The following is a 20,703-nucleotide window of genomic DNA, read 5'->3' as shown; positions in this document are numbered from 1 at the left end:
CGGGCCCTGCGCCCGCCGCTCTTCCCTTCATGCAAAGAGGATTTCATATGGGCACCACCCTCACTCGCTGGATGGCCATAGTACTGATGGGCCTGCTGTTGCAGGCTTGTGGTTTTCAAATGCGAGGCACCGCGATCCCGCCCGAGTTGATGACCATGAAAGTGGTCGGTGACAACAAGAGCGACTTCTACCGGCTGGTCACGACCCGCCTCAAGGCAGCGGGTGTGCAGCTCGCCGACAAGGAGGGCATTCCGGTGCTGACCCTGTCCGGTGTCGGCAGCACCAGCCAGGTTGCCTCGGTCGACTCCATCGGCCAGGCCCGCGAATACGTGCTGGGCTACAACACCCAGTTCACCGTTTCCATGCCTGGCAAGCCGACCCAGGTCTTCCCCATCGCGTTCAACCGCAGCTTCCTGAACAAGCCGGATGCGGCATTGGCCTCTTCCCGCGAGCAGGAGCAGCTTGGCAAGGAGATGCAGGAGCAGGCTGCCAGCCTGGTGATCCGCCAGCTGAGCCAGGTCAAGTTCTGATGCGAGTATCTTGATGAGAGTTTACCCCGAGCAGTTTGCGGACCATCTCAAGACAGGGCTCAAGCCCTGCTATCTCGTTTTTGGTGACGAGCCTCTGCTCAAGCTGGAGGCCATCGACGCCATCCGTCAGGTCGCCCGCAAACAGGGGTTTGATGAGCGCCACACCTTCGTGGTGGAGCAGGGACTGGACTGGAATCAGGTTTATGACGCCTGTCAGGCCATGAGCCTCTTCTCCGCCCGCCAGATCATCGAGCTGGAGCTGCCGGCCAAGGTCGACAAGGATCTGGCCGCCCGCATCAGCGAGATCGGCAAGCAGTTGCACCCCGACCTGCTGCTGGTGCTCAGCGGTGGTCGCCTCAACCAGACCCAGATGAAGGCGGCCTGGTTCGACAAGCTCAGCCAGAACGGCACCTATGTGCCGGTCAATCACCCCGAGGCCCGCTTCTTTCCACGCTGGATGAGCGCCCGCTTCCAGCGTTTCGGCCTCAAGGCGCTGCCGGATGCCATCAATTTCATGTGCCACTCCTACGAGGGCAACCTGCTGGCCGCCAGCCAGGAGATCGAGAAGCTGACCCTGCTGGCGCCGCCCCAGCCCATCAGCGTCGCCTATCTGCAAGAGACCATCATACGCCACGCCCATTTCACGCCATTCCAGCTCATCGATACCCTGCTGGAGGGCAAGGTGAACCGGGCCCAGCGCATCTTGCTGGCCCTGCGTGCCGAGGGCACAGAGCCTGGTATGCTGGCTTGGGCCCTGTGCCGCGAACTGGAGCAGCTCACCGAGCTGGCGCTGGCGGCTCGGGCCGGCCAGCCGCTGGTGGAGCACTTCTCCCGCCTACGTATCTGGCAGAGCCGCCAACAGCTGATCCAGCAGGCCCTGACCCGGCTGCCCTTCACCAAGTTGCAGCAGCTGTGGCAGCTGATGGCCCGGCTTGACGACGCCCAGCGTCGCTTCGACACCGAGCAGGCTTGGCTGATGTTGCAGACTATCGCCCTCGGTTTTCGCGATGCGACCCCGTTGCCGCTGCCGATGGAGAACAGCCCATGCTGAAGGCTTCTATCAGCCGACTGAAGGCTCCTGTCGGCTTGCTTGGCGGCACCTTCGACCCCATCCATATCGGTCATCTGCGCCCGGCCATCGAGGCGCGCGATGCCCTCGGGCTGGCCGAAATCCGGCTGATCCCGAACCATATCCCGCCCCACCGTGCCAATCCGTTTTGTTCGAGCGAGCAGCGCCTCGCCATGGTCAAACTGGCGGCGGCGGAGAATGCGGGGTTCGTGGTGGATGAGCGCGAGCTCAAGCGGGACACCCCCTCCTGGACCATAGACACCCTCATCGAATTGCGGCAGGCGCTGCCGGGCACCCCGCTCTGTTTTCTGATGGGGATGGATTCCTTGCTCGGCCTGCCGAGCTGGCACCGCTGGCAAGAGCTGCTCGATCACGCCCACCTGGTGGTGAGTGTGCGGCCGGGCTGGCAGCCTGACTATCCAAGGGAAGTAGCCGAGCTGCTGGCACGCCATCACACTACGGATGCCACCGTACTGCACCGGCGCCTTGCCGGGCATATCTGGCTGGCGGACAATCTGCCCATCGAGCTGTCGGCCACCCGGCTAAGAGCCCTGCTGGTAGCGGGGGAGGATCCCCGCTACCTGCTGCCGCCGTCGGTGGCCGATTACATTCGCCAGCAAGGCCTCTACCAGCCAAGCTGACCGCAACCGGCACCGACTATTGTCCTGGCCGGTTGCGCACTATATTGATCAACAGGGGCCTGGTTTGCCAAGCAGGCACGGCCCCCGTTCCACTCCCCTTCACCGGACTGGGAAACGGGAGTGACCATGATATAATCCGCCGCCCTCAGGCGTCGGAACACAGGAGAAGATCATTGCAAGGCCAAGAACTGCATGCCTTTATCGTCGACAAGATCGATGACATGAAAGGCCGCGACATCATCACCCTCGATGTGCGCGGTAAATCCAGCATCACAGACGCCATGATCGTCTGTTCCGGCAACTCCAGTCGCCATGTCAGCGCCATCGCCCATCACCTGGCCAGCGAAGCTCGCCATACCGGGCTCGATCTGCTGAGCGTGGAAGGTCAGCTCACCGGTGAATGGGTGCTGGTGGATCTGGGGCAAGTCATAGTGCACGTGATGCAGGACGAATATCGCGACTTCTACCAACTGGAAAAACTCTGGGGCGCTACCGCTCAAGTGAATGCGCAATAAAAGAGCACAAGTGTAACAAACGATGAAGATCCAGTTGATTGCAGTGGGCACCAAGATGCCTGCCTGGGTAGAGCGTGGCTTCGAAGAGTACCGTCGCCGTTTCCCCAAAGACATGCCGTTCGAGCTGGTCGAGATCGGCGCCGGAAAGCGCGGTAAAAATGCCGATATTCCCCGTATCCTGCAAAAGGAAGGGGAAGCCATGCTGGCCGCCGCCGGCCGTTCGCGCATCGTGACCCTGGATATTCCCGGCAAGCCCTGGACCACGGAGCAGCTCGCAGTGCAACTGGAAGCCTGGAAGCTGGATGGTCGCGACGTGGCCCTGCTGGTGGGTGGCCCCGAAGGCTTGTCGCCCGAGTGCAAGGCCGCCGCCGAGCAGAGCTGGTCGCTGTCGCCACTGACCCTGCCCCACCCGCTGGTGCGGGTGCTGGTGGCCGAGAGCCTCTACCGCGCCTGGAGCATCACCACCAATCATCCGTATCACAGGGAATGAACCATGCACATCTGGCGCATCACCCCCTTATATCACCCGTATCACAGGGAATAACCCATGGGGTTTTTGTCTTCTCCCTTCGTCTGTCATAAGGTAGCGGCATGCTGAAGAATCGCATCGAAATGCGCGACCACAGCGCCGAGGGTCGTCTCTTCTTCCGACGCACTCTGGTTGCCTACATCGGCATGATAGTGCTGATGCTGGTGCTGCTGGCCAATCTCTATTACCTGCAGGTCGAATCCTTCGAGACCTATCAGACCCGCTCCAACGACAACCGGATCCGGGTCGTGCCCGTGGCACCGCCACGAGGCCTCATTTATGACGCCAACGGTGTGCTGCTGGCGGAAAACCGCCCCGTTTACAGCCTGGAAATTGTGCCGGAAGAGACCCAGGATCTGGAGAAGACCGCCGATGACCTCATCGCTTTGCTGGGCCTGCCGGAAGGCACCAAGGAGAAATTCCTGGCCGAGGTCAAGCGCCAGCGCCGCTTCAAGCCGGTGGCGCTGTTTGAGAAGCTGACCGAGTATCAGGTCGCCCTCTTCTCGGTCAATCAACACAACTACCCGGGTGTCAGCATCGAGGCCTACCTCAAGCGCTACTATCCGTTTGGTGACACTCTCACCCATGCTCTCGGTTATGTGGCCAAGATCAACACCCGCGATGTGGAGCGCCTCGACAAAGAGGACAAGCTCGCCAACTATGCCGCCACCAAGGACATCGGCAAGCAGGGGGTGGAGAAGTACTACGAGGATCAGCTGCACGGTGTGGCGGGTTATCAGGAGGTCGAGGTCAACAACCGTGGCCGGGTGGTCCGCACTCTCAAGTTCCAGCCGCCCGAGCCCGGCAAGGATATCTACCTCAACATCGACATTCGTCTGCAGCTGAAAGCCCAGCAACTGCTGGCCGGCCGCCGGGGCGCCATCGTGATGATGGATCCCAATACCGGCGCCATCCTGGCCATGGAGTCGAGCCCGAGCTACGACCCTAACCTGTTCGTGACCGGCATCTCCAGCACCAATTACTCGGCGCTGCTCAACGATCCGGCCCGCCCGCTGGTGAACCGCACCACTCAGGGCATCTATGCTCCCGCCTCCACCGTCAAGCCCATGATGGCGGTGATGGGGCTGAACGAGGGGGCCATCACCCCCAACTATCGCTACTTCGGCGGTCCCAGCTTTTCCATTCCCGGCACTACCAAGAAGTTCCGCGACTGGCGCCGTTGGGGTCATGGCTGGCTTGACGTCTACCGCGCCATCGAGGTATCGGCAGATACCTATTTCTACGATCTCGCCTATCGGGTCGGCATCGACAAGATCCACAGTTACATGACCAAGTTCGGCTTCGGTCAGTACAGCGGCGTCGATCTCTATGAGGAGACCAAGGGGGTCATGCCGTCCCGTGACTGGAAAATGGCACGCTGGCGCCAGCCCTGGTATCAGGGTGACACCATCTCCATCGGCATAGGTCAGGGCTACTGGAGCGCCACCCCGATCCAGCTGGCCAAGGCGATCAGCATCCTGACCCAGAACGGCCACGACGTGACGCCACATCTGCTCAAGAGCACGGCATCACAGGATGGGGTGGTCAATGCGCCCGTCAATCCGAACATGGCGCTCAAGGCCAAAAATGATGCCTATTGGCAAGTGGCCAAGGACGGCATGTGGCGCGTCATCAACGGCCATGAAGGCACGGGGCGCCGCGCCTTTGCCAACACGCCTTACAAGGCGGCGGGCAAGTCAGGCACCGCCCAGGTGGTGGGTCTGAAAGAGAACCAGGTCTACAACGCGGCCACTACCAAGGTGGAGCACAGGGATAACGCCCTGTTCGTCTCCTTCGCCCCGTTCGAGGCACCCAAGGCCGTAGTGGCTCTGGTGCTGGAGAACGCCGGCGGCGGCAGCAGCATGGCCGCGCCTGTGGCACGCCAGATGCTGGATGCCTATCTGGTGCCACCAGAGCCCCAGTTGCCACCCGCACCCAAGAAGCCATCCCCATCGAGCGAGGTCGTATCCAATGAGTAATTCCGCTCGGCAACAGAGCATCTGGTACAAGCTGCACATCGACCTTCCCCTGCTGCTCGGACTGCTGACCCTGATGTCCCTCTCCATGGTGGTGCTCTACTCCGCCTCCGGTCAGGATGTGGACTCCATCGTGCGCCAGCTGGTGCGCGGAGGACTGGCCTTCGCCCTGATGATCGGCATGGCCCAGCTGCCTCCTTCCCTCTATGCCCGCTGGTCGGTCCCCCTGTTCGTGGTGGTGGTATTGCTGTTGGTGGCGGTGGACGTGTTCGGCCATATCGGCAAAGGGGCCCAGCGCTGGCTGGATCTCGGCTTCATGAAGTTCCAGCCCTCCGAGGTGATGAAGCTCTCCATGCCCATCATGGTGGCCGCCTGGCTCAGCCGTCATTCGCTACCCCCCAGGTTCAGCCATTTGATGCTGAGCCTCATCATGGTACTGCTGCCCACCCTGCTGATCGCGGCTCAGCCCGATCTTGGCACCTCCATTCTGGTGGCCGCCTCCGGCTTCTTCGTCATCTTCCTGGCGGGGATCAGCTGGTGGCTGATCGGGCTGGCGGTACTGCTCATCTGCGCGTTCATGCCGGTGCTCTGGTTCTTCCTGATGCACGACTACCAGCGCCAGCGGGTACTGATGCTGCTCGACCCGGAGAAGGATCCGCTCGGCCGCGGCTACCACATCATCCAATCCAAGATAGCAATCGGATCCGGTGGCGTATTCGGCAAAGGATGGCTGCAAGGCACCCAGTCCCAGCTTGAATTTCTACCCGAGCGCCACACCGACTTCATCTTCGCGGTATTCAGTGAGGAGTTCGGTCTGGTGGGCGTCGCCCTGCTGCTGGTCATCTACCTCTACATCATCAGCCGCTGTCTGTTCATCTCCATGCAGGCCCAGAACAGCTTCGAGCGCCTGCTCGGCGGCGCCCTGACCCTCACCTTCTTCGTCTATGTGTTCGTCAACATGGGCATGGTGAGCGGTATTCTCCCTGTGGTGGGGGTACCTCTGCCGCTGGTGAGCTATGGCGGTACCTCCATGGTGACCCTGATGGCCGGTTTCGGCATCCTGATGTCCATTCAGACCCATAGAAGATTGCTCGCCTGATGAGAGGGGCCTGGCTGGCGCTCTCCCTGTGCTCGCTGACGGCGAGTGCAGCCCCTGCGCCCGAACGGCTGGCGCAGCTGGCCGAACAGCAGCAAGTGCCGCTGGCCGAATTGCAGGCGGCCACGGCGCAGGCCCGGTTGCGCCAGGACATCCTCGATACCATCAGCAAGCCGTGGGAAGCCAAACCCTGGCACAGCTACCGGCCCTTGTTCGTGACCCAGGCCCGCATTCAGGACGGGGTCAGTTTCTGGCAACGCCATGCCGATGCCCTGACGCGGGCCGAGCAGCGCTACCGGGTGCCCGCCGCCCTCATCGTCGCCATCATCGGCATAGAGACCTTCTACGGCCGCCAGATGGGCCGTCACTCGGTGCTCGACAGCCTCTACACCCTGGGATTTCACTACCCCGCGCGTGAAGAGTTCTTCGCCAAGGAGTTTGCCCAGCTGGTGCTGCTGGCCAAAGAGGAGAAGTGGCCACTCACCCGCCTCAAAGGCTCCTATGCAGGCGCCATGGGCATGGGGCAGTTCATGCCCTCCAGCTATCGCCACTACGCGGTCGACTTTGACGGCGATGGCAAGCGGGATCTGTTTGCCAATCCGGTGGATGCCATCGGCAGCGTCGCCAACTATTTTGCCCTGCACCAATGGCGCTGGGGGGAATCGGCCGTCGAGCCCGCCTTGATCGGGCTGGCGCCAGTGAGTACCCTGCTTCGGCCCGAACCCGAGCTCAAACAGCAGTGGGCAGAGCTGGCTGCCGCAGGCATTGAACTCGCCACACCGCTGGCACCCGACACGCCGGTGAAACTGCTGGCATTGGAACAGGCCGATGGACCGGAATACTGGGTCGCACGCCACAATTTTTATGTGATCACCCGCTATAACCGCAGCCCTCTCTATGCGATGGCGGTGCATCAACTCAGTCAAGCAATCCAGGAAGCGTATGCATTACAGCCACAAACTTCTCCCGCTCAGCCTGAGCTTGTTGCTGGCCGCCTGTAGCAGCCAGCCGGAGCAGGCCCCCCTGCCGCAGGAACCCGTTCAGCAGGAAAAACCCCAGGTCATCGAGATCCCGCAGGCCACCGGCGCCATACCGCGTCCCGAGCCCCTGAGTGCCAGCGGCAACCGGGACTACTGGATAGGCAAGCAGAAGAACGAGGTGTGGCGCGATATCAAGCACTACAGCGAAGAGGGCACTGCCAGCTGGCTTGCCCAGGATCTGGACGGACAGAAGACCGCCAACGGCGACGTGCTGGACAGCAAGCTGTTCAGTGCCGCCCACCGCAACCTGCCGCTGCCAAGCTATGTACGGGTCACCAATCTGGCCAACGGTCTGGAGACAATCGTGCGGGTCAATGACCGTGGCCCGTTTGACAGCACTCGCCTCATTGATCTCTCCTACGCGGCAGCCAAGCAACTGGACATGGTGGGCAGTGGCGAGGCCCGGGTGAGGATTGAACTCATCAACGACACCCCGGACCAGATGGTGATCATGGAGCCGATGAAGCCCATCGAGATGACCCCCACCACTTCGGCTACGCCACAGGCAACCGCACAAGATGGCTTCCTGGGTGAACCAACGACGCCAGCTGCGGCTCCGGCCAAGGCCCCTGCGGCCAAACCCGCCAAACCGGCACCAGCCAAACCGGCCGCCCCCGCCAGCAGCGGCGACGGCAAGATGATTCAGGTGCTGGCCAGTGGCTCCCAGCCCAGGGCCGAGGCCATGGGCAAGGTGATGACCCAGCGCTACGGCGTGCCTTATCAGGTGGTGGCCCACGACGCCATTTTCCGAGTTCTGCTGGGCCCGGTCGCCACCGACAAGCAGGCAAGCTTGCTCGAACAGATCCGCCAGGGAGGGTTGGAACAAGCCTTTATCGTTCCCTGATACACCTTGGCTCACCTCGAGTGAGCCATCGTCGAACACCTGCCGTTACGTCGTTTCCCGGCGTGACAATGGCAATCGATGGATAAAAAACCAGGCCAGATGGCACGTCGGGCTTGGACCGACGGTCGCTTCTGGTATAGTGAAGCCCGCATTTTTAACTTGGGTTACCCCCATCCAGGCACCAGGAATTTCAAGATGTCCAAATTTGCCCGTTCAGTTATTCTGGCCTCCCTGATCAGCGCCACCGCCCAGGCCAACACGCCTGTACCGACCCCGAACGCCAACCCGGTTGTTGTTCCCGCCGCGCCGGAGATCTCCGCCAAAGCCCATATTCTGATCGACTATTACTCAGGGCAGGTGCTGGCCGAGCAGAATGCCGAAGAGCGTCTGCCGCCCGCCAGTCTGACCAAGATGATGACCTCCTACATCATCGGCCAGGAGCTGCTGAAGGGGAACATCAAGCGCACCGACATGGTGACCATCAGCCAGAATGCCTGGTCCAAGAACTACACCGATTCCTCCAAGATGTTCATCGAGGTGGGCAAGCAGGTCTCCGTCGATGACCTGAACAAGGGCATCATCATCCAGTCCGGCAACGATGCCTGCGTCGCCATGGCCGAATTCCTGGCCGGCAGCACCGACTCCTTCGCCAGCCTGATGAACTCCTGGGCCGCCAAACTCGGCATGAAAGACAGCCATTTCATGAACCCGCACGGTCTGGATGCGGAAGGTCACTACAGTACCGCTCACGACATGGCGCGCCTGGGTCAGGCCCTGATCCGCGACCTGCCTGAGGAGTACAAGATCTACTCCCAGAAATCCTTCGTATTCAACGGCATCACCCAGCACAACCGCAACCGCCTGCTGTGGGATCAATCCCTGCAAGTGGATGGCATCAAGACAGGTCACGTCAGCCAGGTCGGCTACAACCTGGTCTCCTCCGCCACCAACAACGAAGGCATGCGCCTGATCGCCGTGGTGCTGGGCGCCAGCAGCGAGGGTTCCCGCGCCGCCGAGAGCAAGAAACTGCTCACCTACGGCTTCCGTTTCTTCCAGAGCCTGACCCCGTACAAGGCCGGCACCGAGCTGGTCACCCAGAAGATCTGGATGGGCGACAAGTCTGAAGTGAAGCTGGGTGTCGACAAGGATGTGTCCGTGCTGGTCACCCGTGGTCAGGGCAACAACCTGAAAGCGGACTTCCAGCTCGAGAGCGAACTGAAAGCCCCGCTGGCCAAGGGCCAACGTGTCGGTACCGTGTTCCTGAAGCAGGGCGACAAGGAGATCAAGCAGGTTCCGCTGGTCGCGCTGGAAGAAGTGCAAGAGGGTGGCCTGATGAGCCGCCTGTGGGATTACCTGGTGATGCTGGTCTCCAGCTGGTTCAAGTAAGACAGACGCACAATCCTGACCAAACAGCGGCGCCAACAGGCGCCGCTGCTGTCTTTACCCGGTCATACCAGCGAATAACCCTGCAATCTGCAGGTTCCGCCGACTGGCGATTTGTGGTAAAAAGCAGCATCTCCATGTCTTGTCGCGCTGTCCGGGCCTTGATCTCCGCCCGGGCGATGCCCATATAGACTTGTACATGGCGGGCTGATGAGCCTTAGGCCATCAGCCACGCAAGATTAAAGATGAAGTCATCCCGTGATGACGCCAAAAGGTGAGTAGATGAATACCAAGTTTGATGAACTGCTGGAGTTCCCCTGCAAGTTCCCGTTCAAGGTGCTCGGCATTGCCGACCCGGCCCTGCCGGATCAGGTGGTTGAAGTGCTGCAGCAACACGCCCCCGGTACTTACAGCCCGACCGTTCAGCCCAGCTCCAAGGGCAACTACCACTCGGTCCGCGTAACCGTGACGGCCCAGAGCAAAGAGCACATCGAAGCGATGTACCACGCCCTTGGCAAGATCGAGCTGGTGAAATACGTACTGTAATTTCTCTCTCGCCCCGCCAGGGGCGATTGATTTTGCGTCACCCCCGAGCGCTGACCCATGGTGCCGACTCAAGCGCCAGCCTGTGAGGAAAAGATGTCACCCCAGATCCCCGCCCAGCCACAGCTGCTCGTCAGACACCTGGGTCGCCGCCCCTACCAGCCGGTATGGGATGCCATGAAGGCCTTCACCGACAGCCGTACCCCCGACACCCCGGACGAGTTCTGGGTGGTGGAGCACGACCCCGTCTACACCCAGGGTCAGGCCGGCAAGGCCGAACATTTGCTCGCCCCTGGCGACATCCCGGTGGTGCAGAGCGATCGCGGTGGCCAAGTGACCTATCACGGCCCCGGCCAGCTGGTGCTCTACGTGCTGGTGGATGTGCGCCGCAGCAAGCTGACGGTGCGCGAGCTGGTGACCTGTCTCGAGACCGCCATCATCAATACCCTGGCCAAGAGCGGGATTGAGGCTTATGCCAAACCCGATGCCCCCGGTGTCTATGTGAAGAACCAGCTCGGCGCCTCGCTGCAGACAGAAGCCAAACTGGCCTCGCTCGGCCTGCGCATCCGCAAGGGTTGCTCGTTCCACGGCCTGGCGCTCAATATCAACATGGACATGGCCCCCTTCCTGCGCATCAATCCGTGCGGTTATGCGGGCATGGCCATGACCCAGACCAGCGCCCTGGGCGGCCCGCAGAGCGTGGCCGAGGCACAGGCCATTCTGGTGGCCGAACTGGCCAGCCTGATTGGCTATCACACGATCACGAATACCGACGATGCGGCATGAGCAAGCCCTGCCGTGCGGCCGCAAGGGCACAGAGATGACCCCGACGGCTATCAACCAAACAATAACAAACACCGAGAGTGAATCATGAGCAAACCCGTTCGTATGGAGCCGGGCGTCAAGCTGCGCGATGGCGACAAGATGGCCCTGATCCCGGTGAAATTCATGCCGGATCCCAACGAGGAAGTGCTGCGCAAGCCGGACTGGATGCGGATCAAGCTGCCGCCGTCGAGCCAGAAGATCGAGCACATCAAGAGCACCCTGCGCAAGAACAAGCTGCACTCGGTATGTGAAGAGGCCTCCTGCCCCAACCTGGCGGAGTGCTTCAACCACGGCACCGCCACCTTCATGATCATGGGGGCCATCTGCACCCGTCGCTGCCCCTTCTGCGACGTGGCACACGGCCGCCCGCTGGCGCTGGATCCCGACGAGCCGCAGAAGCTGGCACTCACCATAAAGGAGATGGGGCTGAAATACGTGGTCATCACCTCGGTGGACCGCGACGATCTGCGCGACGGCGGTGCCCAGCACTTCGCCGATTGCATCAAGCAGATCCGCGAGCACAGCCCGCAGACCCGCATCGAGATCCTGACCCCGGACTTCCGTGGCCGGATGGAGCAGGCGCTGGAGGTGTTTCGCGAAACGCCACCGGACGTGTTCAACCACAACCTGGAAACCGCCCCGCGCATGTACCGGGTCGCCCGCCCCGGCGCCGACTACAAGTGGTCCCTTGAGCTGCTGCGCCGCATCAAGGAGATGCACCCCCATGTACCGACCAAGTCCGGTGTCATGATGGGCCTTGGCGAGACCAACGAAGAAATCGTGCAGGTGCTCACCGACTTGCGCGAGCACGGCGTCAACATGCTGACCCTGGGCCAGTATCTGCAGCCGAGCCGTCACCACCTGCCGGTGAAGCGCTACGTGCCGCCCGCAGAGTTCGACGAGCTGAAGAACGTCGCCATGGGGCTGGGCTTCTCCCACGCCGCCTGCGGCCCCTTCGTCCGCTCCTCCTACCATGCGGACCTGCAAGCCAAGGGTGAAGAGGTGAAATAACCTCATCCACCCCTGGTCAAAAAAGAGCGCCCAAGGGCGCTCTTTTTTATGAGCCAGCCGCCGGTTGGCACCGTTCCAGCCCCCCGGCAACAGCCAGCGCCGTTTGCGCTCACTTCGCCGCCGGGTTAACGTGGGCACCTCTTCTCCCCTTGAGTGATGTGCAGGATGCCAACCCCCCTCGTTCGCCTGATCCCCATGAGCCAGGCTCACTACCCTGCCTATTGCGCCTACTTCATCGAGGATTACGCGCAGGATCTCGCCAGCAATCATGGCCATGATCTCGCCACCGCCCGCCGCAAGGCCGAGGCCTCCCTGCAGCACTCCCTGCCGCAGGGGGTCGACACAGCTGGCCACCGCTTGCTCTGCATCCTGCCCGCCGGCGAAGAGGAGGCGGTTGCGGCCGCAGAAGTGCAGCCACTGGGCTATCTCTGGCACGCCATCGACCCCGATGCCAGCGCCACCTTTATCTATGACTTCTATGTCGCGCCGGCTCACCGCAGTCAGGGCATTGGCAAGGCCGCCATGGCGGTGCTGGAGGCTGAGCTCAGGGCCAATGGCATAGGTCAGATCAAGCTGCGGGTCGCGTACGACAACCCGCGTGCACGGGCGCTCTACCAGGAGGCGGGCTTCGCCATCACCGGCTACAACATGGCCAAACGGCTGGGCTGAGCGGTTCCCTCCCTGTACCACCCCAGACAGGGGCGTGTCGTCCCCAGGGGGCGCTGCTATGATGTGACCGCCCCGGCCAATTGCCGCAGCGGCACGGTTTTTCATTCCCTGTTGCCCCGTTCAGGATCCTGTTTATGTCACACATCCGCGTCTTCATCGTGCACGGCTACACAGCCTCCCCCCAGTCCAACTGGTTCCCCTGGCTCAAGGAGAAACTCGAGTCATGCGGTATTCATGTCGAGGTGCTGGCCATGCCGGACCCGCATCAGCCGGAACCGGCGGTGTGGGATGCCGCCATGGACAGCCTGGTCCAGGATCACGATGAGCGCACCTTCCTGCTGGGCCACAGCCTCGGCTGCATCACCATACTGCGTCAGCTCAACCACCTGCCCCTCTCCAGCCGGGTGGGCGGGATCCTGCTGGTGTCCGGTTTCGATCAGCCGCTGCACACCCTGCCGGAGCTGGATCCCTTCATGCAGCCGGGCTACGACCCGGCGCACATCATGACCTTGGCTCCCCAGCGCGTCGTGGTTGCCTCCCGCGACGATGCCATCGTGCCTTATCGCTACTGCCAGCACCTGAGCGAGCAGCTGGCCGCGCCGCTCTACAGCCTGGAGCATGGCGGCCACTTTCTCGACCGGGACGGCTTCCTGACACTGCCGCTGGTCCACGACCGGCTGTTGGGGATGATAGCCCCCGCCGAATAGCAAAACGGCCACGCAAGTGGCCGTTTTCACAGGGGGCGTGCCTAGAGCGACATGCCGGAGAAAGACATGAAACCGAGCGACATCAACCCGGCCACTATGAAGGTGATGCCGATACCGCGCAGCCCCTCGGGTACATCCGAATACTTCATCTTCTGGCGCAGACCGGCGATGGCGACGATGGCGACGATGGCCAGCAACCAGCCAAGCCCTGAACCCGCCCCATACACTATGGATTCGATGAAATCGTAATCCCGCTGGGCCATGAACATGACACCGCCGAAGATGGCGCAGTGCACCGTCAAGAGCGGCAGATAGATGCCCAGCGCGTGATGGAGCGCCGGGAAATGCTTGTCGAGCACCATCTCCATCACCTGTACCAGCGCGGCCAGCACCCCGATATAGACAATGAAATCGAGAAAGCTGAGATCAAATTCGCCGAGGAAGGTGCTCTCGGGCCGCAGGATATGACGGTAGATCAGGTTGTTGAGGGGAATGGCGATCACCATGACCACCAATACCGTCAAGCCCAGGCCGAAGGCGGTATTGATGTTCTTGGAGACGGCCAGGAAGGTACACATGCCCAGAAAGAAGGCAAGGGCCAAGTTTTCGACAAAAATCGACTGAATAAACAGGTTTACATAATAATCCATCGGATCGGCTCACAGCTTGTTCAGATAAGGGCCCGGCTCCCGCACGGCAGGCGGGGTAAGCAGGGGCAACAAGGCGCGGCAACCGATCGCAGGCGTCAGCCAGCAGAGGGGTAAAACAGTCAATCGACGAGGAAACGCCGGATCCGGTGCGCGCTCAGCAGCAAGCCGGACGCGAGTGGCCGTGGCAGAAGCGAAATTGCAGGTGATGGCAGACCAGCAGCCGTTTGTGCAGGTAACCGAAGTAACCGGACAACTGCCTGAGGTAGATGAGGGGCAGGAAGAACAGCAGGCCGCAGAGCAGGCCCAGGATCTCGTGCTGGAACCAGGCCAGCAGCATCTGATAGAGCTCAGGATGGCTGGCGCTCTCCAGCCGCCGTCCCTGCTCGAAGCTGAGCCGCCACTGACCGCCCGGCGGCAGGCTGACGCTGTTGACGAGCCCCGGATCGGATGGCTCGTGCAGTTGCATCGCGGCCACCCGCCCGCCCGATATCGGCTGATCAGGCGCACTGGCGCCTCCCGCCGCGAAGGCGGCAAGCCACAAGATAGAGGCGATGGCGAGGGCCATCAGCCCTGTTGGTGATCGGCCAAGGGGTGGCAAGCGGTCAGGTCCCTGAAAAAAGACAACGAACGAATGGGGCAGAATGTATCACACTCACTCCATTTATTGAATTTAAAAATCTAGTAATTATATTTATTTGATACTAAACACCCGTTAAATCCAAAATAATGGCATTTAAAATCCATAAAAAGAACCCTACCGTCCTTCGCTGACACGGGCTCCTCCCTGATTGGCAGCCCAGGCCGATAACTACACGGCCACCCTGGGGTGGACGTTGTCGTGAACAGACGCGCTGGCGCTAGATGCCGGCAGCTTCCAGATGCTCCACCAGCAGCTGCACGCTGCGATTGCCGCGCCACTCGTTGACATCGAGTCGATAGACCAGCCGCACCCGCTTCACCGAGGCATCGGGCCAGCGCTTGAGATCGACCCCGAAGGCGATGGCATCCACCGCATGGCCCGAATCCGTGGTCAGCATCATCTTGAGGTGTTTCTCCCCCACCAGCCGCTGCTGCACCAGCACGAATTCGCCGTCAAACAGCGGCTCAGGGAAGGCCTGGCCCCAGGGGCCGGAGGCGCGAATAAGCTCCGCCAGCTCAAGGCTGAGCTCATCGGGCAACAGTTCGCCGTCGGTGAGCAGCACCCCGGTCAGCAGCTCCGGCGTCACCAGTTCGCTGATGACCGTCTCGAAGGCGCGACCGAAGGCCTCGATGTTGGTCTTGGGCAGGGTCAGCCCTGCCGCCATGGCATGGCCGCCAAACTTGCCCATCAGTCCCGGATGACGGGTATCGAGCAATTCGAGGGCATCGCGCAGATGCACGCCGGGAATGGAGCGACCCGAGCCCTTGAGCTCGGTGTCGCTACTCTCGGCAAAGGCGATCACGGGTCTGTAGTACTTCTCCTTCACCTTGGAGGCCACCAGCCCCACCACCCCCTGATGCCACTCGTCTCTGTGCAGCACTATGCCGGAAGGCACCTCGCCGTCACGAAAGCGGATCTGCTCCAGGGTGGCGAGCGCCTCCTGCTGCATCCCCTGCTCTATCTCCTTGCGCTCCTGGTTCAGGCTGTCCATTTCGGAAGCGAGCTGGCGCGCCAGGTTGATGTCATCGCTCAGCAGGCAAGCAACCCCGAGCGACATGTCATCGAGCCGGCCCACGGCGTTGAGGCGCGGTCCCAGTGCGAAACCAAGATCGGCGGCGGTGAGGCGGCGGCCATCGCGGCCCGACACGTCCACCAGCGCTTGGATGCCGGGACGGCAACGACCGGCCCGGATCCGCTGCAGCCCCTGATGGACCAGGATGCGGTTGTTGCCATCCAGCGCCACCACGTCGGCAACCGTACCAAGCGCCACCAGATCCAGATAGTCCGCCACATTGGGGGCACGAATGCCCTGCCGCTCATACCAGCCCAGCTGACGCAGGTGGGTGTTGAGGGCCGCCATCAGATAAAAGGCAACGCCCACCCCGGCCAGGGACTTGGAGGGGAAGTCGCAGCCGTGCTGGTTGGGGTTCACTATCGCGTCGGCAGCTGGCAGCTCCTGGCCCGGCAGGTGATGATCGGTGACCAGAACCTGCATGCCGGCCGCCTTGGCCGCCGCCACCCCGGCGATGCTGGAGATGCCGTTGTCTACCGTGATGAGGAATTCGGCGCCGCGCGCCACCGCCAGCTCGACTATCTCGGGGGTGAGGCCGTAGCCGAACTCGAAGCGGTTGGGCACCAGAAAATCGATGTGATAGCCACCCATGGCCCGCAGCGCCAGCACGCATAACGCCGAGCTGGTAGCGCCGTCACAGTCGAAATCCCCGACGATCAGGATGCGCTGCTGAGCAGTCAGGGCCGCCGCCAGCAGCGGTACCGCATGCTCCATGCCGAACAGACGCTGGGGCGGCAGCAGCGAGCTGGCACTGCGCTCCAGCAGGACGGGATCCTCTACGCCACGGCTGGCGAAGACTTGACGAAGCAGTGGATGCAGGGTGGCGGGCAGATGGGAATCATCAACTCGCGGACGACGACGGATTTGCAGGGGCATTGATGTGATCCAGTATCTTGAGCAGTTGTTCAGGGCTCTGATAACCCCGCACCAGATCCCCGTTTGGCAGGACCCAGCTTGGCAGCGCCTTGATCCCGAGCCACTGGCTCAGGCCGATATGATGGCCAAGGATCTCATTACAACCGGTCGCAGGCAAACGATCACTGAGACTGAGTTCACTGAACAGGGCGGGATCGCACCAGCGCGCCTGCGCTTCGGCCAGATCGGCAAAGGGGCCGAGCACCGGCAGCAGCTGCACGCTGACCCCCCTCGCCTGCAGGACCGGCAGCTCTTCCAGGGTGGTGCGACAGCTGCTGCAGGCGAGATCGGTGAACAGGGTGACGCTGTGGCGCTCGGGCACGGCCTTGAGCTGCACCCGCCGTTCGCCGATCTGGGCCAGGGCCAGCCGACGTTGCTGGCGCGGACCCAGCATGGTGAGATTTTTCATGTCGTGGCCCAGATCCAGCATGGTGCCCTGGAGCACATAGTCCCCCTTGGCATCGGTGTAGAGCAGCCCCTGAGCCGTTCCCAACATGAAGAGACCGGGCATGGGGGTCTCTTCCACCAGATATACCTGCACCCCGAGCCTCTGTTCTATGGTCTGTCGCAATAAGTGGGGATCCATCCCCGCGCCGGCAGCAAAAGTGCACAGCAGCATCATTCCCAGTAGTAAATGCTTCACTCTTTTACTCACTTGGCATGAACGAATGGACTCACAAGGTAACTCAGTGAATAGATGGCTCTCAACCGCTTAATTACTGACTGGTTAATAGCGGTCGCCGCAAAAAATCCCTCTCCGACAGGTTGCCAATTGGGCAGAGGCCCAGCAAGCTAACCGTGACGACAGGAAAAAGACGGTCATCCCTCTGTTTTCCTGATGCTTTATTATTCAAACATGGGTGCGGCAGCGGCCGCACTCTGACTATTTTTGGAGGGAAACATGAGTCTGATTCAAGAGTTCAAGGCCTTTGCAGCCAGAGGCAACGTCATCGACATGGCGGTCGGTATCATCATAGGTGCCGCCTTCGGCAAGATAGTCTCCTCCTTCGTGGGTGACGTGATCATGCCGCCAATTGGTCTGATCCTGGGGGGAGTGGACTTCAGCGATCTCGCCGTGACCCTGAAGGCCGCCGAGGGGGCCACCCCGGCCGTGGTCATCGCCTACGGCAAGTTCATCCAGACCATCATCGATTTTCTGATCATCTCCTTCGCCATCTTCATGGGGCTCAAAGCCATCAACACCCTCAAGAAGAAGCAAGAAGAGGCAGCCGCTCCCGCCGGTCCCACCAAGGATCAGGAGCTGCTGAGCGAAATCCGCGATCTGCTCAAATCCCAGCAGGGAAAATAAGCGCCAACTCCTGTCGTGTATTCGAAAAAAACCGCCTTCGGGCGGTTTTTTTGATGCCAGCGGATAGACTGAGGGCAACCAGCGAGACGCATCAGGGCCCCTGCCATCACGAAATAGGCCGTCCGCCCTCCCCGCCCGGCAGAACGGGCATAATATCGAGCCTATTCAAACCGCATTCGCTACCGGAGTCGCCATCATGCCCCCCCTCACCGTGACAGCCAGGCCCCATCACAGCTTCATCCTGCGATACCTGCTGCTGCTCGCCATGCCCCTGCTGTTGCTGACCGCCGGCAGCGGCTATCTGTTCGTCACCAAACAGCAGGAGACGATGCGCAGCCGGCTCGAGTTTTTCAGCAACAGTTCTGCCCAGCAGTGGGATGGCGCACTGGCTTCCGTCGAAGCGCAGATCAACATTCTGGCAGCGGATCTCGAGCTCAATGACGGCATCCTGCCCCCCGTGCTCAGCCAGCGCCATCATCAGGTGTGGCAGCAACTGAACCGCACCGGCAGCATGCTCAAGGGGCTTTACTATGTGCAGCGGGACAACAAGCTGGTCAACTTCGCCCATCTGCCTATTCCCCGCTCGTTCGATGCAAGCCGGCGCAACTGGTATCAGGCGGCGATCAAGACCCCCGGTATCAACGTCTGGGGTGCCCCCTACCTCGACGCCATTCAGCACGTCCCCGTCATCACCCTGTCACGGGCGGTGCTGAACCGGCAAGGGGAGCTGCTGGCGGTGATCGGCATCGATGTCGACCTGTCGGAGATATCGGAACGGATTGGCCGGCTGCTGCAGGGAGGGCGCCAGATAAGCTATCTGCTGTACGACATGAAAAACCACAGCGTGGTGGCTCACAGTGATCCCCTCAAGAACGGGGCCCCGCTTGATGACGAGCGGCTGGCCGGGCTCAAGGGGCGCAGCGGCTCCCTGCTGAGCGACAATGACGAGCTGATCGCCTACTACACCCTGGCCAACAACCCCAACTGGCGGGTCATCATCATCTACCCATTCAGCAACTCTTTCGTCATCAAGGAGTGGCTGCCCACCATGATGGTAGGGCTGCTCCTCTCGCTCACCATGTACATACTGGTGGCCGTCATCTTCCATCAGCGACTGGAAAATACCATCGGCATGCTGGTGCAGGTGGTACGCCAGCTGCGGATCACCCCGCCGGGACAGCCCCTCATCATCCCCCGCATTCCGGGCATCGAAGAGCTGGAAGACGAGATCACCATGATTTCCGACCAGATGCAGGCAGAGAGCGAAAAAGCCCAGCGCGATGCCCTGACCGGGCTCTACAACCGCCGCTACATGGACACTCTGCTGGCCGAGCTACACCAGCAGCATACCCCCTATGTACTGGCCATCATCGACATCGACAACTTCAAGCAGATCAACGACCGATATGGCCACCCCGCCGGCGACAGCGTGCTCAGACGTACCACCTCCCTCGGCAGCAAGCTGCTGGAGGGCAAGGCTACCCTCTGCCGCTTTGGTGGCGAAGAGCTGGTTGCCATCTTCGCACAGGGTCGGCTGAAGGAGGCCCATCAGCAGATGGAGCAGTGGCGCCGTGCCATGGGCAAGCAGAACTGGCGCGAGCCCGGCCTGACCGTCACCTTCAGTGGCGGACTGGCCGAGGCGCTGGACGCTCCCCCCGCCCAGGTGCTTGCCCAGGCGGACGCCGCCCTCTATCGCGCCAAACAGGAAGGGAAAGACCGTCTATCTCTGGCCTAGGCGCGCGGATGGTGCTCCCCGTGCAGCGCCTTGAGTCGCTCGTTCGCCACATGGGTGTAGATCTGGGTGGTGGAGAGGTCCGCATGACCCAGCAACATCTGCACCACCCGCAGATCGGCGCCGTGGTTGAGCAGATGGGTGGCAAAGGCGTGGCGCAGGGTGTGGGGAGAGAGCTCGCCCTGGATCCCGGCGCGCAGGGCATAAAGCTTGATGCGATGCCAGAAGGTCTGGCGGGTCATCATGCGGGCCAGCCTGGAGGGGAACACCACGTCCGAGCTGGTGCCCCCCAGTAGCAGAGTACGGGCCTCGCGGTAGTAACGCTCGAGCCAGTGGATAGCCTCCTCCCCCATGGGCACCAGCCGCTCCTTGTTGCCCTTGCCCACCACCCGCACCAGCCCCTGGCGCAGGCTGACATGCTCGGCGGTGAGCCCCACCAGCTCGGAGACCCGCAGCCCGGTGGCGTAAAGCAGCTCCAGCATCGCCTTGTCACGCAGCTCCAGCGGATCGTCCACCAGCGGCGCCGCCAGCAGCGCCTCCACCTCCCCTTCGCTGAGATCGGAGGGGAGCTTCTTGGGCAGCTTGGGCCCTTCCAGCAATACAGTGGGATCGTCGCCTCGCAGCTTCTCGCGGTTCAGATACTGATAAAAGCGGCGCAGGGCAGACAGAAAGCGGGCCGTGCTGCTGGCGGCAAACTGGTGATCCACCCGCCAGGCGAGGTAGTGCTGGATCTCGTCCATCCCGGCCAGCAAAAGAGAGCTGCCCTGCTCATCGAGCCAGAGGGCAAATTTTTCCAGATCGCTGCGATAGGAGCTGACAGTGTTGTCAGACAGACCCCGCTCCAGCCAGAGGGCGTCGAGGAAGGGTTCGATCAGGGGATGATTGTGCACGGCAGGCGCTGGCTTGGTCATGGTACTGGGTCTTGGGCAAACGGTAGCCCATTGTAACGCGCGCGGCGCCGGGCGAAAGCGGGATCTGACAAGGTCTGCACCACGCTTGCCCCGTGA

The 20,703-nt window shown here is 61.7% G+C and carries 22 protein-coding genes; 17 read left to right on the top strand and 5 right to left on the bottom strand.

Going from position 1 to position 20,703, the window contains the following annotated elements:
- The first annotated feature begins 47 nt into the window (after positions 1-47).
- The 15 genes from ACW5XD_RS01540 to ACW5XD_RS01470 all read left to right on the top strand — a co-directional run bounded on the left by ACW5XD_RS01540 (position 48) and on the right by ACW5XD_RS01470 (position 13,378).
- Positions 48-530 (top strand): LPS-assembly lipoprotein LptE, encoded by a 483-nt coding sequence (locus ACW5XD_RS01540; RefSeq protein ID WP_456493317.1) that lies wholly within the window; start codon positions 48-50, stop codon positions 528-530.
- A gap of 13 nt (positions 531-543) precedes the next feature.
- A complete protein-coding gene (holA, locus tag ACW5XD_RS01535) occupies positions 544-1,581 on the top strand; it encodes a DNA polymerase III subunit delta (protein ID WP_456493316.1) in 1,038 nt (345 codons plus the stop codon).
- A complete protein-coding gene (gene nadD / locus ACW5XD_RS01530; protein WP_456493315.1) occupies positions 1,575-2,240 on the top strand; it encodes a nicotinate-nucleotide adenylyltransferase in 666 nt (221 codons plus the stop codon). Before holA ends, nadD begins: the two co-directional genes overlap by 7 nt.
- Positions 2,241-2,413: 173 nt before the next feature.
- A complete protein-coding gene (rsfS, locus tag ACW5XD_RS01525) occupies positions 2,414-2,755 on the top strand; it encodes a ribosome silencing factor (RefSeq protein WP_456493314.1) in 342 nt (113 codons plus the stop codon).
- Positions 2,756-2,777: 22 nt separating this feature from the next.
- Positions 2,778-3,245 carry a 23S rRNA (pseudouridine(1915)-N(3))-methyltransferase RlmH gene (rlmH, locus tag ACW5XD_RS01520; RefSeq protein WP_042034723.1) on the top strand — a complete coding sequence of 156 codons (468 nt, stop codon included), beginning with the start codon at positions 2,778-2,780 and terminating at the stop codon, positions 3,243-3,245.
- Between the two features lie 101 nt (positions 3,246-3,346).
- Positions 3,347-5,263: a penicillin-binding protein 2 gene (gene mrdA, locus ACW5XD_RS01515; RefSeq protein ID WP_456493313.1), complete on the top strand. Its 1,917-nt coding sequence runs from the start codon at positions 3,347-3,349 to the stop codon at positions 5,261-5,263.
- Positions 5,256-6,359 (top strand): rod shape-determining protein RodA, encoded by a 1,104-nt coding sequence (rodA, locus tag ACW5XD_RS01510; protein ID WP_456493312.1) that lies wholly within the window; start codon positions 5,256-5,258, stop codon positions 6,357-6,359. The genes mrdA and rodA overlap by 8 nt, the downstream gene beginning before the upstream one ends.
- Positions 6,359-7,357: a lytic murein transglycosylase B gene (gene mltB / locus ACW5XD_RS01505; RefSeq protein WP_456493311.1), complete on the top strand. Its 999-nt coding sequence runs from the start codon at positions 6,359-6,361 to the stop codon at positions 7,355-7,357. Before rodA ends, mltB begins: the two co-directional genes overlap by 1 nt.
- On the top strand, positions 7,299-8,240 hold the full coding sequence (locus ACW5XD_RS01500) for a septal ring lytic transglycosylase RlpA family protein (protein ID WP_456493310.1): 942 nt from the start codon (positions 7,299-7,301) through the stop codon (positions 8,238-8,240). Before mltB ends, ACW5XD_RS01500 begins: the two co-directional genes overlap by 59 nt.
- A gap of 195 nt (positions 8,241-8,435) precedes the next feature.
- On the top strand, positions 8,436-9,626 hold the full coding sequence (locus tag ACW5XD_RS01495; protein WP_456493309.1) for a serine hydrolase: 1,191 nt from the start codon (positions 8,436-8,438) through the stop codon (positions 9,624-9,626).
- Between the two features lie 279 nt (positions 9,627-9,905).
- Positions 9,906-10,169 carry a DUF493 family protein YbeD gene (gene ybeD / locus ACW5XD_RS01490; protein ID WP_042867550.1) on the top strand — a complete coding sequence of 88 codons (264 nt, stop codon included), beginning with the start codon at positions 9,906-9,908 and terminating at the stop codon, positions 10,167-10,169.
- 93 nt (positions 10,170-10,262) lie between these two features.
- Positions 10,263-10,952 carry a lipoyl(octanoyl) transferase LipB gene (lipB, locus tag ACW5XD_RS01485; protein ID WP_456493308.1) on the top strand — a complete coding sequence of 230 codons (690 nt, stop codon included), beginning with the start codon at positions 10,263-10,265 and terminating at the stop codon, positions 10,950-10,952.
- Between the two features lie 84 nt (positions 10,953-11,036).
- The gene (gene lipA, locus ACW5XD_RS01480; RefSeq protein WP_456493307.1) at positions 11,037-12,002 is read left to right on the top strand and encodes a lipoyl synthase; all 966 of its coding nucleotides are present in this window, start codon (positions 11,037-11,039) and stop codon (positions 12,000-12,002) included.
- Positions 12,003-12,167: 165 nt separating this feature from the next.
- On the top strand, positions 12,168-12,671 hold the full coding sequence (locus tag ACW5XD_RS01475; protein WP_456493306.1) for a GNAT family N-acetyltransferase: 504 nt from the start codon (positions 12,168-12,170) through the stop codon (positions 12,669-12,671).
- 134 nt (positions 12,672-12,805) lie between these two features.
- Positions 12,806-13,378, top strand: coding sequence for an RBBP9/YdeN family alpha/beta hydrolase (locus tag ACW5XD_RS01470; protein WP_456493305.1), 573 nt, complete (start codon positions 12,806-12,808; stop codon positions 13,376-13,378).
- Between the two features lie 41 nt (positions 13,379-13,419).
- Here ACW5XD_RS01470 and nqrE read toward each other — a convergent pair whose 3' ends face one another.
- The 4 genes from nqrE to ACW5XD_RS01450 form a co-directional block, all read right to left on the bottom strand.
- Entirely contained in the window at positions 13,420-14,028 is a 609-nt protein-coding gene (nqrE, locus tag ACW5XD_RS01465; RefSeq protein WP_456493304.1) for an NADH:ubiquinone reductase (Na(+)-transporting) subunit E, read from the bottom strand.
- Positions 14,029-14,182: 154 nt separating this feature from the next.
- A complete protein-coding gene (locus ACW5XD_RS01460; RefSeq protein WP_456493303.1) occupies positions 14,183-14,593 on the bottom strand; it encodes a hypothetical protein in 411 nt (136 codons plus the stop codon).
- A 292-nt stretch (positions 14,594-14,885) separates the two neighbouring features.
- Positions 14,886-16,616, bottom strand: a complete 1,731-nt coding sequence (gene recJ / locus ACW5XD_RS01455; RefSeq protein WP_456493302.1) for a single-stranded-DNA-specific exonuclease RecJ — start codon at positions 16,614-16,616, stop codon at positions 14,886-14,888.
- Positions 16,582-17,298, bottom strand: a complete 717-nt coding sequence (locus tag ACW5XD_RS01450; protein ID WP_456493301.1) for a disulfide isomerase DsbC N-terminal domain-containing protein — start codon at positions 17,296-17,298, stop codon at positions 16,582-16,584. The genes recJ and ACW5XD_RS01450 overlap by 35 nt, the downstream gene beginning before the upstream one ends.
- A gap of 258 nt (positions 17,299-17,556) precedes the next feature.
- On the opposite strand from ACW5XD_RS01450, the gene mscL reads away from it, so the two are divergent.
- Both mscL and ACW5XD_RS01440 read left to right on the top strand, forming a co-directional pair.
- A complete protein-coding gene (gene mscL / locus ACW5XD_RS01445) occupies positions 17,557-17,964 on the top strand; it encodes a large-conductance mechanosensitive channel protein MscL (protein ID WP_005317444.1) in 408 nt (135 codons plus the stop codon).
- 196 nt (positions 17,965-18,160) lie between these two features.
- On the top strand, positions 18,161-19,699 hold the full coding sequence (locus ACW5XD_RS01440; protein WP_456493300.1) for a sensor domain-containing diguanylate cyclase: 1,539 nt from the start codon (positions 18,161-18,163) through the stop codon (positions 19,697-19,699).
- Here the strand turns inward: ACW5XD_RS01440 and xerD are convergent.
- Positions 19,696-20,607 carry a site-specific tyrosine recombinase XerD gene (gene xerD / locus ACW5XD_RS01435; RefSeq protein ID WP_456493299.1) on the bottom strand — a complete coding sequence of 304 codons (912 nt, stop codon included), beginning with the start codon at positions 20,605-20,607 and terminating at the stop codon, positions 19,696-19,698. The genes ACW5XD_RS01440 and xerD overlap by 4 nt on opposite strands.
- Between the last annotated feature and the right edge of the window lie 96 nt (positions 20,608-20,703).

The organism is Aeromonas enterica (assembly GCF_054052465.1).
Note: the sequence above shows the minus strand (reverse complement) of the source record. Positions and strands in the feature narration are given on the sequence as shown.

Excerpts from the sequence above, each read along its gene's own strand:
- ACW5XD_RS01540 (WP_456493317.1), top strand. The coding sequence starts at position 48 with ATGGGCACCACCCTCACTCGCTGGATGGCCATAGTACTGATGGGCCTG.
- holA (WP_456493316.1), top strand. The coding sequence starts at position 544 with ATGAGAGTTTACCCCGAGCAGTTTGCGGACCATCTCAAGACAGGGCTC.
- nadD (WP_456493315.1), top strand. The coding sequence starts at position 1,575 with ATGCTGAAGGCTTCTATCAGCCGACTGAAGGCTCCTGTCGGCTTGCTT.
- rlmH (WP_042034723.1), top strand. The coding sequence starts at position 2,778 with ATGAAGATCCAGTTGATTGCAGTGGGCACCAAGATGCCTGCCTGGGTA.
- mrdA (WP_456493313.1), top strand. The coding sequence starts at position 3,347 with ATGCTGAAGAATCGCATCGAAATGCGCGACCACAGCGCCGAGGGTCGT.
- rodA (WP_456493312.1), top strand. The coding sequence starts at position 5,256 with ATGAGTAATTCCGCTCGGCAACAGAGCATCTGGTACAAGCTGCACATC.
- mltB (WP_456493311.1), top strand. The coding sequence starts at position 6,359 with ATGAGAGGGGCCTGGCTGGCGCTCTCCCTGTGCTCGCTGACGGCGAGT.
- ACW5XD_RS01500 (WP_456493310.1), top strand. The coding sequence starts at position 7,299 with ATGCATTACAGCCACAAACTTCTCCCGCTCAGCCTGAGCTTGTTGCTG.
- ACW5XD_RS01495 (WP_456493309.1), top strand. The coding sequence starts at position 8,436 with ATGTCCAAATTTGCCCGTTCAGTTATTCTGGCCTCCCTGATCAGCGCC.
- ybeD (WP_042867550.1), top strand. The coding sequence starts at position 9,906 with ATGAATACCAAGTTTGATGAACTGCTGGAGTTCCCCTGCAAGTTCCCG.
- lipB (WP_456493308.1), top strand. The coding sequence starts at position 10,263 with ATGTCACCCCAGATCCCCGCCCAGCCACAGCTGCTCGTCAGACACCTG.
- lipA (WP_456493307.1), top strand. The coding sequence starts at position 11,037 with ATGAGCAAACCCGTTCGTATGGAGCCGGGCGTCAAGCTGCGCGATGGC.
- ACW5XD_RS01475 (WP_456493306.1), top strand. The coding sequence starts at position 12,168 with ATGCCAACCCCCCTCGTTCGCCTGATCCCCATGAGCCAGGCTCACTAC.
- ACW5XD_RS01470 (WP_456493305.1), top strand. The coding sequence starts at position 12,806 with ATGTCACACATCCGCGTCTTCATCGTGCACGGCTACACAGCCTCCCCC.
- nqrE (WP_456493304.1), bottom strand. The coding sequence starts at position 14,028 with ATGGATTATTATGTAAACCTGTTTATTCAGTCGATTTTTGTCGAAAAC.
- ACW5XD_RS01460 (WP_456493303.1), bottom strand. The coding sequence starts at position 14,593 with ATGGCCCTCGCCATCGCCTCTATCTTGTGGCTTGCCGCCTTCGCGGCG.
- recJ (WP_456493302.1), bottom strand. The coding sequence starts at position 16,616 with ATGCCCCTGCAAATCCGTCGTCGTCCGCGAGTTGATGATTCCCATCTG.
- mscL (WP_005317444.1), top strand. The coding sequence starts at position 17,557 with ATGAGTCTGATTCAAGAGTTCAAGGCCTTTGCAGCCAGAGGCAACGTC.
- ACW5XD_RS01440 (WP_456493300.1), top strand. The coding sequence starts at position 18,161 with ATGCCCCCCCTCACCGTGACAGCCAGGCCCCATCACAGCTTCATCCTG.
- xerD (WP_456493299.1), bottom strand. The coding sequence starts at position 20,607 with ATGACCAAGCCAGCGCCTGCCGTGCACAATCATCCCCTGATCGAACCC.